This window comes from Vreelandella zhanjiangensis DSM 21076 (genome assembly GCF_000377665.1).
Taxonomy (GTDB): Bacteria; Pseudomonadota; Gammaproteobacteria; order Pseudomonadales; family Halomonadaceae; genus Vreelandella; species Vreelandella zhanjiangensis.
This window is the reverse complement of record NZ_KB898649.1, coordinates 160,056-174,663: the sequence shown is the minus strand read 5'-3', so window position 1 is coordinate 174,663 and position 14,608 is coordinate 160,056. Positions and strand designations below refer to the sequence as shown.

Genomic DNA, 14,608 nt, shown 5'->3' with positions numbered 1-14,608 from the left:
GCTAGGCTCAATGGCCAAACACCGACCAACCGGTACGCTGAACAAACATTTCAAGCGCTTTCGTACCCAGCAGGCTATTGCCGTAGTCATCCAGGCCCGGTGACCAAACGGCAATCGAGCCCTGGCCTGGGGCTATCGCCAGAATGCCGCCGCCAACGCCACTTTTACCCGGCAGGCCCACTCGGAAGGCAAATTCGCCCGATGCATCATAATGACCGCACATCATCATCAGCGAATTAATACGCCGTGCCCGTTGAGGGGAAACCACACGAATATTGCTGGGCTGGTTGACGCCATCGGAGGCCAGAAACAGCCCGGCGTGGGCGAGCTGCTCGCAGTTCATGGCGATGGCGCATTGGTGGAAATAGGTGCCCAGGATTTTATCAACGTCATGGCGCAGGCGACCAAAGGCTTTCATGAAGTGAGCAAGGGAGGCATTGCGATCGCGATGCGCCATTTCAGAAGCGGCAACCACATGGTCAAAGCAAATACTTTCATCGTCAGCAATATAGCGTACGAAGCTTAGCAGTTCGGCAAGCGTCTCTTTGGGCTCATGGCCCATCATGATGGCATCAACCACGGCAATGGCGCCGGCATTGATAAACGGGTTGCGCGGTTTGCCGCCTTCATGCTCAAGCTGCACGATAGAGTTAAACGGATCACCAGATGGCTCACGGCCTACATTGGACCAAAGCGCATCACCCATTTTCCCCAGCGCAATCGTCAGCGTAAATACCTTCGAAATACTCTGAATTGAGAAAGGGGCGGTGGCACAGCCAGCGGAATAGCGCTCGCCCTTTACGGTAGCAAGAGAAATGGCAAACTTTTTGGGATCCACGTGAGCAAGCTCGGGGATATAGTCTGCAACTTTGCCACGCTCGGTTTCGGCAGCCATCGCATCAGCGATCTCATTGAGTAAATCTTGCATTTATAGCCGTTTGATATCAGGTAAGAGAAGCCTGCCACCGTAACCGAAAAAGGAGGGAATGTCTGCTAGAGGGCGTGGGAACGCGCGAATGTGATGCATGCTGCCAGGGGGTGTGAATGGCAAGTGATGGACCATTTTTTTAATTTCACATTTACTTTTGGCATTACAGAATCGTTAAGAATATTTTTATTCAGATTCTTGGGTAACCACATATTCATTTATTTGTGAAATAAGCCGTATAAATCGTATGATACATTGTATGTGTAACGAAAAGTAAAGCTCTATTATGTATAGTGCTAATATAAAAATTGATCTTAATATATTGTTATTTATAGTTATATGTCAGAAATAACTAATGTCGTCGCGTTTATATTAAAAAGTATGTTGCTAGTGAAAAATATTATCAATTTCAACTATAGTGTTGAACTTAAATACATTGCTTTAAACGTTACAGTTTGTTAAATGTAAACTTAGGTTGCTGACTGTAAGAAGTTATTGTTTAATGCTCGCGCATCCTCCCCGATGTCCTTATATATTAGCGAGTGTTAATTAAAATGACTCTGAAAGACCTCTTTCGGGTACCTACTCATGGGTAACCGAAATCCTCTTGTGCTGGCCATTGGAATGGCGCTAGGTACCATCTCTATAACAGGCTGTAGCTCCGGTGGTGGTGGTGATAGTGGCGTAGACCCTACTCAAGGTGTTCATAACGCAGAACCCAGCCTTGCTCGCAGTGACTTACCTTCCGGTACTATTTCCTTTAATGAGGAAAGTTCAGCTTCACCAACAGGAATACGTTTGGCGGTAGTTGATAGTGCTTTTGATATCAACAGCATACCTAATAACCGCTTGGTAATTGATACGCTTAATATTCATACCAATACTCGTGACGTAAGTGGTGATAATGAATGGCATGGCAATGCGGTGGCCTCGACGATTACAAGCGGCGCGCTAGGTAGTGCTCGACTTGATCTGATCAAGATTGAGCAAAATGGTGTAAACCGTAGTAGTGCGATTAACTACGCCATTGGTGAAGCCGCTCTGCGTGGCGCGCGTGTCATCAACGCCAGCTTTTCTCAGCGTTTACAGGCCAGCGATCCACGCCTTTCCTTTAATGGTGTAACTTCTCAGCAATCTTTTGCTCAAGTCGTTAATGCCAATGAGGGTAAAGGGGCTGTCTACGTCGTCAGTGCTGGTAATGAAGGTTTGGCTATCAATACGGCAGGCCGTCCTCTTTATGACAGCCAGCCAGAACTCTATGACATGACGCTGATTGCTGTCGGCACCACAAACGATGGCAATATTCATCCGTCAAGCTCATTCCCTGGTGATGATCAGCGGCTGCAGGAGCGGGCTATCGCCACCGATTATGTGTATCGGCAGGTAGGTGCCCAGGGTACGTCATTTTCTGCCGCGCGCATTTCTGAATACGCGGCAGGCATTTTAGCGCGCTGGCCGCATATGAATGCTCAACAGGCTAGCCAGCGGCTACTTGAAACGGCAAGCAAGGAAAGTGCGCTGTTCGGGAAAAGTGATTGTGGCAGCAACGCTACTACTAACTGTGGCACTTATTATTTTGGCCAAGGTATTGCCGATATCGATGCGGCGTTAGCGCCGGAAGGTAAGTTGGTGGTTGCCCAAAGTGAGCAGGTGGCCTCAGGTGGTGAGCTAGCTGAACGTTCTAATATTCTCTTATCAAGTGCTTTTGGTAACTCGTTCATTGAAGCGGGTGCGTTGGATAACGTTACCGCGTTTGATAGTTTGGGCCGGGATTATCAGATTGATTTAGGCGCGCGTGCCCAGCCACGAACCCGCCGGGCAACCCAGCTTCGTGGGCAGATGGAGCAGCTATCCAAGTATTCGGCTGCGTCGCTGCAAACGGAGTCGGTGAGCATGGGGCCTTATCGCTTTACCTCCAGTGTTAATGGAGCCGGTGATTTGCTCAGCAGCCGGTTCGATGGTGCTATAGGCAACGCCTACTTAAGCGCTTTCAATTTCTCGGGTGCCCAGGCAAGCCCGATGAGTGCTTACGCCGAATCGGGACTTATGCCGATGATCTCTTTTCAAGGTGGGTCTGCATTGACTCAGTCGCTTGAAAGCATCAATGGCGTAAAAGCCCATTACGGGTTGGGCGATAGCGTGAGCCTTGTTGCCACGCACTGGGCGGGCAATGAGTTGGACGCGGCGATCGATAGCGATTATCGAGCTAATCGCTCTGACGTTGGCTTTGAGTGGCAGCTATCGCCTGCGTTAAGCATGACGACTCAGGTAGGCCGCTTAGAGGAGTCCAATGGTCTGTTGGGCGCCAGTGGGTCGGGTGCTTTGGGTTTGGGCGATCATAACGAAATGACCTTTGCCGGTGTAGCCGTCCAAGCGGCACTGGGGAATGGGTTTAGTACGTTTGCTGAATTTGAACAAGGTCGAGGAAATGCCCAGGGCAGCGGACTATTGACCCACATCCGCGACGTTCATACGCAAAAGGCAGCGCTAGGATTGCAATGGCAGAACGAAAACGAGCGGGCAGCGTTTTCACTGCATCAACCGCTGCGTATCGAAAGCGGTATTGCCACCCTGGATGTGCCCGTAGGGCGAACGCTTGATGGCAGCGTTATTCGTGAAGACCGAGAAGCCTCACTTTCGCCATCGGGTCGTCAGGTAGACATTGAGTTTGGCTACTCGTTTTCTCCCCAGCCCAACAAGCAATGGCAATTCAACTTACTCCATACCCTAGAGCCAGATCACATTGCCGGTGCTCCTTCCGATACGGCGGCCATGATTAGTTATTCTGCTTTATTGTAAGAATTAACTTTATAGATCCGATTATTAACCGGCAGAAATGCCGGTTTTTTTATTTCATTGCTATCTAAAAAGTAATCTGAAGAATTTTATTATTTTTATCAATATTTTACTAAATTGCTAAATGTCTTAATAAATATTGGAAAGTTTAAGCTTGAGACTAGTGAACTTGCACTGTGTTAAGCGGCATCTAGACTTAGCTTTCAAAGAAAGTTGTTAAATGGAGAAAGCTAATGGTAAAGGAAACCATCAATGATTCATTACCGACCGCATCGTTTAGCGAAACGTTATCGTTCTTGTTTAAGGTAATGGCCCCGAACATTGCGAAGGGGGTAATTGTTCGCCGCCCCGGTGTTGTACATTTCGCCGAGCGTTGGGCACTGGACCAGCGCTCCGTAAAACAGGTGCAGGCGTTCAGCAATAAATATGGCAAAGGCCCGTTACTTTTTAAAACACCTTTCAAACCTATGGCGTTGGTATTAGACCCAGACGATGCCAATCGGGTGATGGAGGAAATGCCCGAACCGTTCGCAACGGCGGAAGCTGCAAAACAGAGCGCGCTTTCCCACTTTGAGCCGGATATGGCGTTGATCTCGCACGGAAAGGCCCGCGAAGAGCGGCGACGTCTAAATGATGACGTATTGCAAAGCAGCTGCCCGATGCACAGCTTTTCTGCGCATTTTACCCGGGTGGCTGAGGAGGAGGTGGACGCGCTCCTAAAGACCGTTTACCACCATAATCATCAGCTGGATTGGCCATTATTCTTTGATGCCTGGAATCGTATCGTACGCCGCGTGGTGCTCGGTGATGCTGCCCGAGATGATTACTCGCTCACTCAGGAACTTATTCAACTGCGTAAGGCAGCTAATTGGGGATTTATGCACCCCAAACGTAAACGTTTAAGGCAAAAATTTCATGACCGTTTAGCGCATTATGTAGAGCAAGCTGAACCCAATAGCCTGGCGGCGAAACTATCGGATTACGCGCCTCAAGGCCAGGCAAAGCCGTTGGATCAGATGCCTCAGTGGCTGTTTGCTTTTGAACCCGCCGGTATGGCGACGTTTCGCGCGCTGGCGCTGCTTTGTGCGCATCCCGCCCAGAATGAGCTTGCTCAAAAAGAGGTTGAGCAAAACCCGCAGCCTCAGCCGAATAACCCTTTTTTAAAAGCCTGTGTGCTGGAAGCTTTACGGCTCTGGCCAACCACGCCGCTTATCTTGCGCGAAACAACCGAACGGACATGCTGGTCGCAGGGCGAAATGCCAACGAACACCACGCTGCTGATTCATGCACCGTATTTTCATCGGGATGATCGCCTGCTAGACATAGCTAATCGTTTTGCGCCCGATATATGGTTAGACCCCGAGCAGTTAAAGCATTGGCCACTGCTGCCCTTTAGCGGCGGCCCCGGTATTTGCCCTGGAAGACATATCGTGCTGCTGGTGACCAGTGCGGTACTGGCTGGCCTGATGAAAAACCATCAGTTCAGCCTGGATCCGCCGGAGAGGTTGAAGGGGGATGAACCCATGCCCGCGCTATTGAGCAATTTCCATCTCTGCTTTCGCGTTAAGCACGCGGATTCTCCCTCAAACCAGGCAGACTCCGCATTATAAAGACGGGGGTTACAACGACTCAGTTCAGTTATAAGGGCTAATTTATAAGAACTCAGTTATAAAATTGTGGCTATCAAAGCGTTGTTACTAAAACAGTATTTTAATCGTTAATCTCGCTATAGGTAGCCGCAAGGATGGTAGATCGAACAAGGTTTATAACCTTGCCCGATCTGCGTTGCCATTCATGTGCATTGCAACCTGGCATGACGCTCGCTAAAGTTCCGCCTCCTTTGAGTTTATGAATGCACGGAGCATGGCGCATGGCCACCTTAATGATTCAGGGCACCACCTCAGATGCGGGCAAAAGCACGGTGGTCGCAGGGCTATGCCGCGTTTTAAAACGTCGAGGCATCTCCGTTGCTCCTTTTAAGCCACAAAATATGGCGCTAAATAGCGCTGTGACCGAAGATGGCGGTGAAATTGGCCGTTCTACTGCCTTGCAGGCGCAAGCGGCGGGCGTTGTCCCGCATAGCGATATGAACCCTGTGCTGCTCAAGCCTGAAACCGACCGTGGCGCTCAGGTAATTTTGCGCGGCAAGGTTTACGGTCACATGGATGCGCTGGATTATCACGCTTTTAAACAGACCGCCCAAGAGAGCGTGATGGCGGCTTGGCAGGCGCTTGAAGATCGCTTTGATGTCATTATTGCCGAAGGGGCGGGCAGCCCTGCTGAAATTAATCTGCGTAAGGGTGATATCGCCAATATGGGGTTCGCTGAAGTGGCGGATTGCCCTGTAGTGCTGGTCGGCGATATTGATCGGGGCGGCGTATTTGCTCAGTTGGTCGGCACGCTTGAGTTACTCAGCCAAAGCGAGCAGGCGCGCACGCGGGGTTTTATTGTTAATCGTTTTCGTGGCGATATAGGGCTACTTAACCCAGGCCTTGAATGGTTAACCCAGCGGACCGGTAAACCTGTGTTCGGCACCCTGCCGTACCTGCAGGGATTATTGTTGGATGCCGAAGATAGTGTTGGCTTAACTCAAAAAACCGCGCAGGCAGCGCCTTTAAAAATTATCGTACCGGCCCTGCCGCGCATTAGTAACCATACAGATTTTGATCCGCTACGCCTTCATCCTCAGGTGGCGCTTGAATTTATTGGCCCGGGCCGGCCGATTCCACCTGCCGATGTGATTATTTTACCGGGCAGCAAAAGCACCGCCAGCGATTTGACGTGGCTTAAGCGCCAAGGCTGGGAGTCGGCGATTCATCGCCACCTGCGTTACGGCGGCAAGCTGCTGGGTATTTGCGGCGGCTTTCAAATGTTGGGCCAATGGATAGACGATGCAGCCGGCCTTGAAGGCGAGCCGGGGCGCGTAATGGGTTTAGGTTTATTACCCCTTACCACACAAATGGTGCCAGGCAAGCAGCTGCGTAACGTAAGCGGCTCTTTGATAGCCGATGGTGCTGCCGTGACCGGTTATGAGATTCATAACGGGGTAAGCGATGGGGCGGCGCTAGCAAATCCGCTGTTTGAGCTAAATGGCCGAATGGAAGGAGCGGTGAGTCAGGATGAGCAGATAATGGGTACGTATCTGCACGGCCTGTTTGATCATCCAGAAGCTTGCCAAGCGCTTTTAAGGCGCTTGGGGCTGGTGCACGCCGAACCGGTTGATTACCTGACTCATCGCGAACGGGAGCTGGACCGCTTGGCGGATTCGCTGGAAGCGCATTTGGATATGGGCACCATTTTAGGGCTTATTCAATCCTGAGATATTTAGCCACGGCTGGCACGCTTAGCCATAAGGGTAATTTCAAGACGACTACCGCCGCAGATAGAGGGCGACTCAGTGCACGTGCGGGCCGGGTAGTGCCCTTGCTCGAAGAATTCAGCATAAATAGTGTTCATTGCGCTGAGGTCTTTTAAATCAGCCAAATGGATGTCAACACGCACCACATCCGCTAAGCTTCCTTCTTCTTGGTTCAGCATGCGTTCAAGCTCGCGCATTACCAGACGCGTTTCTTCCTTGATATCGCCTTTGGCAGCGTGGCCGTTAGAAAGGTCGGCAACGGTCAGACCTGAGATAAACACGTAGTGGTCATCAATCACCATGTGACTTCCTGGGAAGTCCGGTTTGGGTAATGTCGGGTCGTTGATAAACTGTGGCATTTACACTCCATTGGGCAGCAAAAGTGCTCAATTGTGTGACTATTCGTATCCCGATCAGTTCACATGCATTAACGTAGCTAATACGGTTAGCAACAGCTTAAAGAGAGCGTAATGAAGGTAGTTCAGATTAAAGACGCAGGGCAGCGAGATGCCTGTTTAGCGCGGTTATGTGCTGAAGTATATGGTCAGCAGGCAGGGTTAACGCCGCTGGTGGTATTTACCGGTACGCGAAACGTCCTGTTTACCCAAGAGATTGCACGCTTGGTGGCGGGCGTAGATGGTGCCGGTAAGCCGCTAGCGTTAGCGTTGCTGGTGCTGGATGAGGCCGGTGAAGGCATGACGATTACTCACGCCTGTGAACTGGGATCGACTGGCGCCAAACAGCGCTTAATCAGCGAGCTATCACTTAAGGCGCCGCTGCGGGTCGAGGTTGAAAGCGCCGAGCAGGAAGCCCTATATCAAGCGAGCGGCATCAAGCGCTGGTTTGATGGGCAGGACAACAAGCGTATTGGCTTGAGTGGCCGCCATCCGGCCAGTGGCCCAGGTGAGCTAGCTGCCACGGTCGAGCTGGATGAGGCCTTGATTCTGCGGCGCTTTAAACACGATGCGAAAGCGTTTGAGAGCGCCAAGCAGGACTTTTTAAACGGCTTGAACCAGTTTCCTGCAACGCTCTAATCATGTGTTTCCGGTGAGCTGGCCGAGGCTACTTTTTGGCCAGCTCACGCATTGCACTTTCTAGCCCTTCCAGCGTCATGGGATACATCCGATCTTCGATAATTTCACGGATTAATTGCGTGGAGTACGTGTACTCCCAGGCACGGGGCGGCATAGGGTTAAGCCACGCCAAGTGGGGGAACGTCTCGCAGACGCGTTTAAGCCACAGGCCGCCGGGCTCTTCATTAAAGTGCTCAACGCTGCCGCCCCGGTGAGTGATCTCATAGGGTGACATGGCCGCATCGCCTACGATGACTACCTGATAATCTGCGCCGTAAGTGTGCAGCACATCCATGGTTGGGATGCGCTCGCTGCCGCGCCTTGAATTATCCCGCCATACGCCTTCGTATAGGCAGTTGTGAAAGTAGTAGTGCTCCAGATGCTTGAATTCAGAGCGGGCCGCTGAAAAAAGCTCTTCGCAAACGCGAATATGGTCATCCATTGAGCCGCCTACATCCAGAAATAGCAGCACTTTAACGGCATTATGGCGCTCAGGGCGCATCTGAACGTTCAATAAGCCGCCATCGCGGGCCGTTTCGCGGATAGTGCTGTCGACATCGAACTCTTCTAAAGCGCCCTGGCGAGCAAACTTGCGCAGCCGGCGCAAAGCCATCTTGATATTGCGCGTGCCAAGCTCCAGAGAATCGTCATAGTCGCGAAAGCGTCGCTCATCCCATACCTTGGTTGCGCGGCGATGGCGTGAGCCTTCCTGGCCAATGCGAATGCCTTCAGGATTATAGCCATAAGCGCCAAACGGGCTGGTGCCGCCGGTGCCAATCCATTTGTTACCGCCTGCGTGGCGCTCTTTCTGCTCTTCCAGGCGTTTTTTAAAGGTTTCGATCAGTTCTTCCAGGCCGCCTAGCGATTCAATCTTGGCTTTCTCTTCTTCAGAAAGCTGTTTTTCGAACTCTCGGCGCAGCCAGTCATCTGGAATCAGTGCCTCGATGGCTGCATCCATATCTTCAAGGCCTTTAAACCAGACGGCAAAGGCACGATCAAAACGGTCAAAGTGGCGTTCGTCTTTCACCATTACCGTGCGGGCAACTTGGTAGAACGCTTCCATATCGGCAAATACCACACCACGTTCAACCACTGCGTGAAGATCCAATAATTCACGTAGCGAAACAGGCACGCCTGCACGTTTTAAGGTTTCGAACAGACCAATAAACATGGCTTAGCGACCTGTGCCTTTCTGGCGGCGTAACATAAACGCCAAGCGCTCAAGAAGCTGCGTATCCTGCTCATTTTTAACCAGTGCGCCGGCCATGGGCGGCAGAGCTTTGGCTGGGTCGCGGTTATACAACGCTTCCTGGGCAATTTCATCGGCCATCAGCAATTTTAGCCAATCCACCAGTTCTGATGTTGAGGGCTTTTTCTTTAGGCCAGGGGCATCTCTAAGTTCAAAGAATACATTAAGCGCTTCACTGACCAGCCGGGGGGCGATATCAGGAAAATGTACATCTACAATCGCCTGCATGGTGTCGCGATCGGGGAACTCAATGTAGTGGAAAAAGCAGCGGCGAAGGAAAGCATCGGGCAACTCTTTTTCGTTATTGGATGTGATGATAATGATAGGGCGTTGTTCAGCACGAATCGTTTCACCGGTTTCATAAACGTGAAACTCCATGCGATCAAGTTCCTGGAGCAGGTCGTTAGGAAACTCGATATCGGCCTTATCGATCTCATCGATCAGCAGCACCACGCGCTCATTAGCGGTAAAGGCTTCCCATAGCTTGCCAGGCTTGATGTAGTTGGCAACGTTTTCAACGCCCTTAACCCCCAGTTGGGAATCGCGCAGGCGGCTAACCGCATCGTACTCATAAAGGCCTTGGGCCGCTTTGGTGCTGGACTTGATATGCCAGGTAATCAACCGAGTGCCTAGCGATTCGGCCAGCTCTTCCGCCAGTAGTGTTTTACCGGTGCCTGGCTCGCCTTTGATAAGAAGCGGACGCTCAAGAACTACCGCGGCGTTAACCGCCTGTTTAAGTGCGTTAGTGGCAATGTACGAAGAGGTGGATTCAAACGCCATGTGAGAGCCTCGGCTAGTCAAAAGATCGTGTTATATGAATTTCAAACAAGTGTACGTGAGGGTAAACGGCAGAGCCAACTCAAAGCCAGTACATCTCGTATGACCTGAGCACCAGTATTGAATAGAGCTAATATCAGGACTAACAAAAAAGCTATCCAATGCTGGCATGTAACTTAATGAAGCAAAATCTCATATAGATGGGCGGTGCTGGTGCAATACACCATTCTTGGCGTTAGAGTAGAACAGTTAGAAATTTATACTTTTAATTAAGTTTATGTTTTGTTTGTAAATTTTAAAAAATGGCACGCAGTTCGCAATATATTAGGTAAGCAGCAAATGAATAGAGTAATCAGCATTGACCGATTGCTTTCCCTTCTTTGCGACACCGCTGCGGTGAACGTACCGCGCGGTACACAAAGTGAGCTGGCGTGCTCCACCTAGGCCTCCTTCGGGAGGTCTTTTTTTATGTCTAATGAAAATTAAACTTGTACAAGAGTATAAAAAAATTCCACACATAATTTGGAAACACTGTTCGAATAGTATATATTGTATAGGCAAGCCGGTTGTCCGGCGCTGGTCCCAGCTAAAACGCAAAGAGGATGAACCAAATGCGCAACTTAAAATTGATTTCAGCCGCTGTGATTACTGCTGGTTTCGCTCTGGCAAGCCAGGCGGCGTTGGCATATAACGCAGGCGATGCATTTGTTCGCGGTGGCTACGCAAAAACTGATACCGGTTCTGGTAACGGTAATGTGCTCGGTGACGAACTCAATGTTCAAAACGAGAGCGGCTTCACCTTCGGCGCTGGTTACCTGTTTACCGATAAAGTGGGTGTTGAGCTCAATAGCTCTGAGAAATTTGAGCACCAGCTGAACACTGCCAATGCAGGCGATATCGGCAGCATCGACCGCTTGCCCGTTAACCTGCTAGTGAACTACTACCCGCTGGGTGGAATGGATTCACGCGTACAGCCGTACGTTGGTGCGGGTCTGAACTACACGCGTTTTTCTGGCGAGCCGGAAAACGTTGATGTTAAAGCAAGCTATGGCGCTATCGGCCAGGCAGGCGTTGACCTAGCGGTAACTGAAAATATTCTGTTGAACGGTTATGTAAGCTATGCCGATGTCGACACTGATGTACGTGTTGGTGGCGACACGGTAGGTAAAGTAGACATGAACCCGGTAACGATCGGCGGTGGTGTTACTTACCGCTTCTAACGTCCTCTGATTGATCGACGTTAGTCATCTCGAAACGCTCGGCAAACGCCGGGCGTTTTTGTGTATGTTCGATTTACCCGCTTTTAAGCTATCTCTAACGGTAAAGGAGTAGCCACATGACCACATTCTTCGTTGATACCCATTGCCACTTCGATTTCCCCCCCTTCGCGGATAATGAAGCGCAGAGTCTTGCGTGGGCGAGCGAGGCCGGGGTCGAAAAAATCATTGCGGTGGGCGTAACAGCCGAGCGCTTCGGCGGGGTGATGGCGCTGGCCGAGCGCTTCGACCCGGTTTACGCCGCGCTCGGCATTCATCCGATGGCAATCGGCGAGTTCGAAGAGGCGCATCTCGACCGGCTCGAGGCATGGCTTCGCCAAAGACCTAGCAAGCTAGTGGCGATCGGGGAGATCGGGCTGGATCTTTACATCGAGGACCCGCAGTTCGAAAGGCAGGAGGCGCTGCTTCAATCGCAGCTGCGTCTGGCGCGAAAGTTCGAGCTGCCTGTGATCCTTCACTCCAGGCGCGCCCACGACAAGCTCGCGATGCACCTAAGGCGAGTCGAGCTACCAAGGACCGGGGTAGTGCACGGTTATGCCGGCAGCGAGCAGCAGGCACGGGCTTTCATCGAGGCAGGGTATTATATCGGCGTGGGCGGCACGCTAACGTACGAGCGGGCCACCAAGACCCGCCGAACGCTTTCGCGCCTCCCGCTTTCATCGCTTTTGCTCGAGACCGACTCGCCGGATATGCCGGTGCAAGGGTTTCAGGGCGAGCCCAATCGCCCTGAGCGTATTCGCCACATCTGGAATAGCCTTTGTGAGATTCGCGAAGAGTCGCCGGAGGAGATTGCCGAGGCCATTCGCGACAATACCCGCCGGCTTTTCAGGATCTGATTGGTTAAAATCGTCAGCGTCAGAGGGACGACCCCTTCGAGTCTGGGAGGCTCAAGGCGTCAGGTTCTCGAAGCTGGATTCGGTGACCAGCACGTTATCTTCAATACGGATCCCACCACAAGGCAGCAGCTGATCAACCAGCGTCCAGTTAATGGGCAACGCTTTATCACGCAACGGTTTCAAGAGCATGGGTATAAAATAGAGCCCCGGTTCGATAGTCACGACCATGCCAGGCTTGAGCGTGCGTGTTAAACGCAGCGCAGGATGCTCAGTGGGCGCAGGAGCAGGGGTGCCGTCTGGATGGCGCAAGCCTGCAACGTCATGAACCTGGAGACCCAGCGAATGACCTAGCCCATGAGGACAGAAAGCACGCGTAACGCCTTCTTCAACGGCTTGCTGGGCGCTGCCTTTAAAAAGATCGTGGGCGACCAGAATGTTTCCCAGGGAGTGATGCATCTGCTTATGCAGTCCAACGTAATCAACGTTGGGCGCGATGCTCTCGACCATTTCATCTTTCAGACGGTGCAGGGCTTTCACCAGCTCGCTAAAAACGGCGGGCGCATCGGGTCCAGCATAAGTACGCGTAATATCCGCGCAGTAACCTCGAAAGCGCCGCCCGGCATCCACCAGTAGGCTAAAACGCTGCTTAGGAGGCGTTAAGTCATAGTGTTGGTAATGCAGGACGCCGGCATGGTTATTCAAGCCAATAATATTTTGATAGGGAACGTTTGATTCGCGCTGTCGGCTGGCGGCAAGGTATGCCAGTTGAATATCAAGCTCTCCCGAGGCACCAATAAATGCGGTTTGCGCCGCTTGATGGCCAGCAATAGCCAGCCGGTTGGCTTCCCGCAGGCAGGCTACTTCATAAGGCGTTTTGAACATACGCAGCTCATCAAGTGCCTGGACAACCGCATTAGGCGCCTCGTTCGCATTCAGCGCTTGCTTGATATCGTCACTCACGCTTTCAATATCACCGATCGCGACGGCTTGGCCAGTAAGGGATGGGGCGGTTTTAGTGCTGCATAAATGTACATCCAGCGCAGACACCCAAGGCTCTTCAGGAAGTTGAGTGGGTAGATGCCAAAAATCATCCGGCGCATAAAGATAGAGCTGAGGGCGCGTATTCGGCGCAATGACCAACCAGCTGTGCTGAATATCCGCAAGCCCCACCCAGTGCATAAAATGGCCATAGGTCTGAAAAGAGGCGGCATGATCGTCAGCAAAATGGTTGTTAGCGTGACCGCTATAAATCGCCAAGCAGTCAAAGCCGGATTTAGTTAGCACCCGTTCATATGCGCGTTGCAAATGGGCGATATGTTCAAGCTGCAGGTTGAAAAGCGTCGTTGACATGCAAGCGTATCCTGTTAACTACGTGAAGGGGCGAGTTCGCTCCAGAATTTATCCAATTCGGCGTGGCGCTGAAGTTGATGGCGGTACAAGCGCAGCTCCATGGGTACGTCCCAGCGGCTATCGCCTGCTCTTACCAGGGTGCCCTGGGTAAGCTCTTTCGCGACGCTGCGCTCGGGAAGCCAGCTCATGCCGTACCCAAGCAGTACAAGCTCTTTAATACCGGCTGCGTATAGGTTTTCGCTTTGCGCATTCAGGTAGGTGCTGTGTGGCAATCTGGCCAAGTGAGCCTTTATCGCAGAGCCGAGCAGGCCTCGCTTTGGATAGGCGAGCCAGGGCGAGGGATGAGCGCGTGTTCCCGGCAATGCCGCACTGGGATCGCCTTGCGGACTTAGCCCGGTAACCGGTATCAGTCGTTCATGACCGATGACCTTGTAAGTGCTGGCGCTAGTATCGATTTCCAGATCGCAGCGCCCCACGGGCCAGTAACAAATGGCCAGATCGCACTCCGCGCGTGCCAAGGCTTGAAAATAATCGTTGGCGACCCAGCCGGTGGCTCGCAAGTAAGGCTGTACCCGATCCTGCCAGCCGGTTGAGGCGAGCCATTCCGGCAGGAAATGGCCCAGCAGGCTCTGCGGGGCCGCCACCATGATGCGTCGCTGCTGGCCGGCATTAATTTCCCGCAGGCGATCACGCGTCAAGCGTACCCGTTCCGTTACCTGCTCGCAGAGCGTAAGAAACTCCTCGCCAGCGGGTGTTAACGAAAGCGGTAACGTCTGACGATTGATCAGCGTAACGCCCATTTCTTCTTCCAGCAGCTTAATGCGCCGAGAGAAGGTGGGCTGGGTGACATGTTGGTCGTCGGCTGCGCGCGAAAAATGCCGTGTTCTGGCCAGGGCAATAAAGTCTTCTAGCCAGCGAATTTCCATGCGATACCCCGCAGTGAGATGACTTGCTTGGCCAATGA

The 14,608-nt window shown here is 51.9% G+C and carries 12 protein-coding genes; 6 read left to right on the top strand and 6 right to left on the bottom strand.

Annotated elements, in window-relative coordinates; all coding sequences use genetic code 11:
• Positions 1-7: 7 nt before the first annotated feature.
• Positions 8-928, bottom strand: a complete 921-nt coding sequence (locus D467_RS0109795; protein WP_018917339.1) for a glutaminase — start codon at positions 926-928, stop codon at positions 8-10.
• Positions 929-1,516: 588 nt separating this feature from the next.
• Between D467_RS0109795 and D467_RS0109790 the strand changes: the two genes are divergently transcribed.
• The 3 genes from D467_RS0109790 to D467_RS0109780 all read left to right on the top strand — a co-directional run bounded on the left by D467_RS0109790 (position 1,517) and on the right by D467_RS0109780 (position 7,043).
• The gene (locus D467_RS0109790) at positions 1,517-3,727 is read left to right on the top strand and encodes a S8 family serine peptidase (RefSeq protein ID WP_026285703.1); all 2,211 of its coding nucleotides are present in this window, start codon (positions 1,517-1,519) and stop codon (positions 3,725-3,727) included.
• 230 nt (positions 3,728-3,957) lie between these two features.
• Positions 3,958-5,334, top strand: coding sequence for a cytochrome P450 (locus D467_RS0109785; protein WP_018917337.1), 1,377 nt, complete (start codon positions 3,958-3,960; stop codon positions 5,332-5,334).
• A 260-nt stretch (positions 5,335-5,594) separates the two neighbouring features.
• Positions 5,595-7,043: a cobyric acid synthase gene (locus D467_RS0109780; RefSeq protein WP_018917336.1), complete on the top strand. Its 1,449-nt coding sequence runs from the start codon at positions 5,595-5,597 to the stop codon at positions 7,041-7,043.
• Between the two features lie 5 nt (positions 7,044-7,048).
• On the opposite strand, the gene D467_RS0109775 is transcribed toward D467_RS0109780, so the two are convergent.
• The gene (locus tag D467_RS0109775) at positions 7,049-7,441 is read right to left on the bottom strand and encodes a RidA family protein (protein ID WP_026285702.1); all 393 of its coding nucleotides are present in this window, start codon (positions 7,439-7,441) and stop codon (positions 7,049-7,051) included.
• A gap of 111 nt (positions 7,442-7,552) precedes the next feature.
• Here D467_RS0109775 and D467_RS0109770 point away from each other — a divergent pair, with 111 nt between their 5' ends.
• Positions 7,553-8,116 (top strand): hypothetical protein, encoded by a 564-nt coding sequence (locus tag D467_RS0109770; protein WP_018917334.1) that lies wholly within the window; start codon positions 7,553-7,555, stop codon positions 8,114-8,116.
• Between the two features lie 28 nt (positions 8,117-8,144).
• On the opposite strand, the gene D467_RS0109765 is transcribed toward D467_RS0109770, so the two are convergent.
• Together D467_RS0109765 and D467_RS0109760 are read right to left on the bottom strand one after the other, a co-directional pair.
• Positions 8,145-9,326 (bottom strand): vWA domain-containing protein, encoded by a 1,182-nt coding sequence (locus tag D467_RS0109765; protein ID WP_018917333.1) that lies wholly within the window; start codon positions 9,324-9,326, stop codon positions 8,145-8,147.
• Positions 9,327-9,329: 3 nt separating this feature from the next.
• Entirely contained in the window at positions 9,330-10,184 is an 855-nt protein-coding gene (locus D467_RS0109760; protein ID WP_018917332.1) for an AAA family ATPase, read from the bottom strand.
• 608 nt (positions 10,185-10,792) lie between these two features.
• Here D467_RS0109760 and D467_RS0109755 point away from each other — a divergent pair.
• Both D467_RS0109755 and D467_RS0109750 read left to right on the top strand, forming a co-directional pair.
• The gene (locus D467_RS0109755; RefSeq protein ID WP_018917331.1) at positions 10,793-11,401 is read left to right on the top strand and encodes an OmpW/AlkL family protein; all 609 of its coding nucleotides are present in this window, start codon (positions 10,793-10,795) and stop codon (positions 11,399-11,401) included.
• Between the two features lie 116 nt (positions 11,402-11,517).
• A complete protein-coding gene (locus D467_RS0109750; protein WP_018917330.1) occupies positions 11,518-12,294 on the top strand; it encodes a TatD family hydrolase in 777 nt (258 codons plus the stop codon).
• Between the two features lie 51 nt (positions 12,295-12,345).
• Here D467_RS0109750 and pepQ read toward each other — a convergent pair whose 3' ends face one another.
• On the bottom strand, positions 12,346-13,644 hold the full coding sequence (pepQ, locus tag D467_RS0109745; RefSeq protein WP_018917329.1) for a Xaa-Pro dipeptidase: 1,299 nt from the start codon (positions 13,642-13,644) through the stop codon (positions 12,346-12,348).
• A gap of 14 nt (positions 13,645-13,658) precedes the next feature.
• Positions 13,659-14,570, bottom strand: coding sequence for a LysR family transcriptional regulator (locus tag D467_RS0109740; RefSeq protein ID WP_018917328.1), 912 nt, complete (start codon positions 14,568-14,570; stop codon positions 13,659-13,661).
• Positions 14,571-14,608: the final 38 nt, after the last annotated feature.

Coding starts and splice junctions, on each gene's coding strand:
- D467_RS0109760 (WP_018917332.1), bottom strand. CDS start 10,184: ATGGCGTTTGAATCCACCTCTTCGTACATTGCCACTAACGCACTTAAA.
- D467_RS0109780 (WP_018917336.1), top strand. CDS start 5,595: ATGGCCACCTTAATGATTCAGGGCACCACCTCAGATGCGGGCAAAAGC.
- D467_RS0109790 (WP_026285703.1), top strand. CDS start 1,517: ATGGGTAACCGAAATCCTCTTGTGCTGGCCATTGGAATGGCGCTAGGT.
- D467_RS0109740 (WP_018917328.1), bottom strand. CDS start 14,570: ATGGAAATTCGCTGGCTAGAAGACTTTATTGCCCTGGCCAGAACACGG.
- D467_RS0109785 (WP_018917337.1), top strand. CDS start 3,958: ATGGTAAAGGAAACCATCAATGATTCATTACCGACCGCATCGTTTAGC.
- D467_RS0109765 (WP_018917333.1), bottom strand. CDS start 9,326: ATGTTTATTGGTCTGTTCGAAACCTTAAAACGTGCAGGCGTGCCTGTT.
- D467_RS0109770 (WP_018917334.1), top strand. CDS start 7,553: ATGAAGGTAGTTCAGATTAAAGACGCAGGGCAGCGAGATGCCTGTTTA.
- D467_RS0109775 (WP_026285702.1), bottom strand. CDS start 7,441: ATGCCACAGTTTATCAACGACCCGACATTACCCAAACCGGACTTCCCA.
- pepQ (WP_018917329.1), bottom strand. CDS start 13,644: ATGTCAACGACGCTTTTCAACCTGCAGCTTGAACATATCGCCCATTTG.
- D467_RS0109755 (WP_018917331.1), top strand. CDS start 10,793: ATGCGCAACTTAAAATTGATTTCAGCCGCTGTGATTACTGCTGGTTTC.
- D467_RS0109795 (WP_018917339.1), bottom strand. CDS start 928: ATGCAAGATTTACTCAATGAGATCGCTGATGCGATGGCTGCCGAAACC.
- D467_RS0109750 (WP_018917330.1), top strand. CDS start 11,518: ATGACCACATTCTTCGTTGATACCCATTGCCACTTCGATTTCCCCCCC.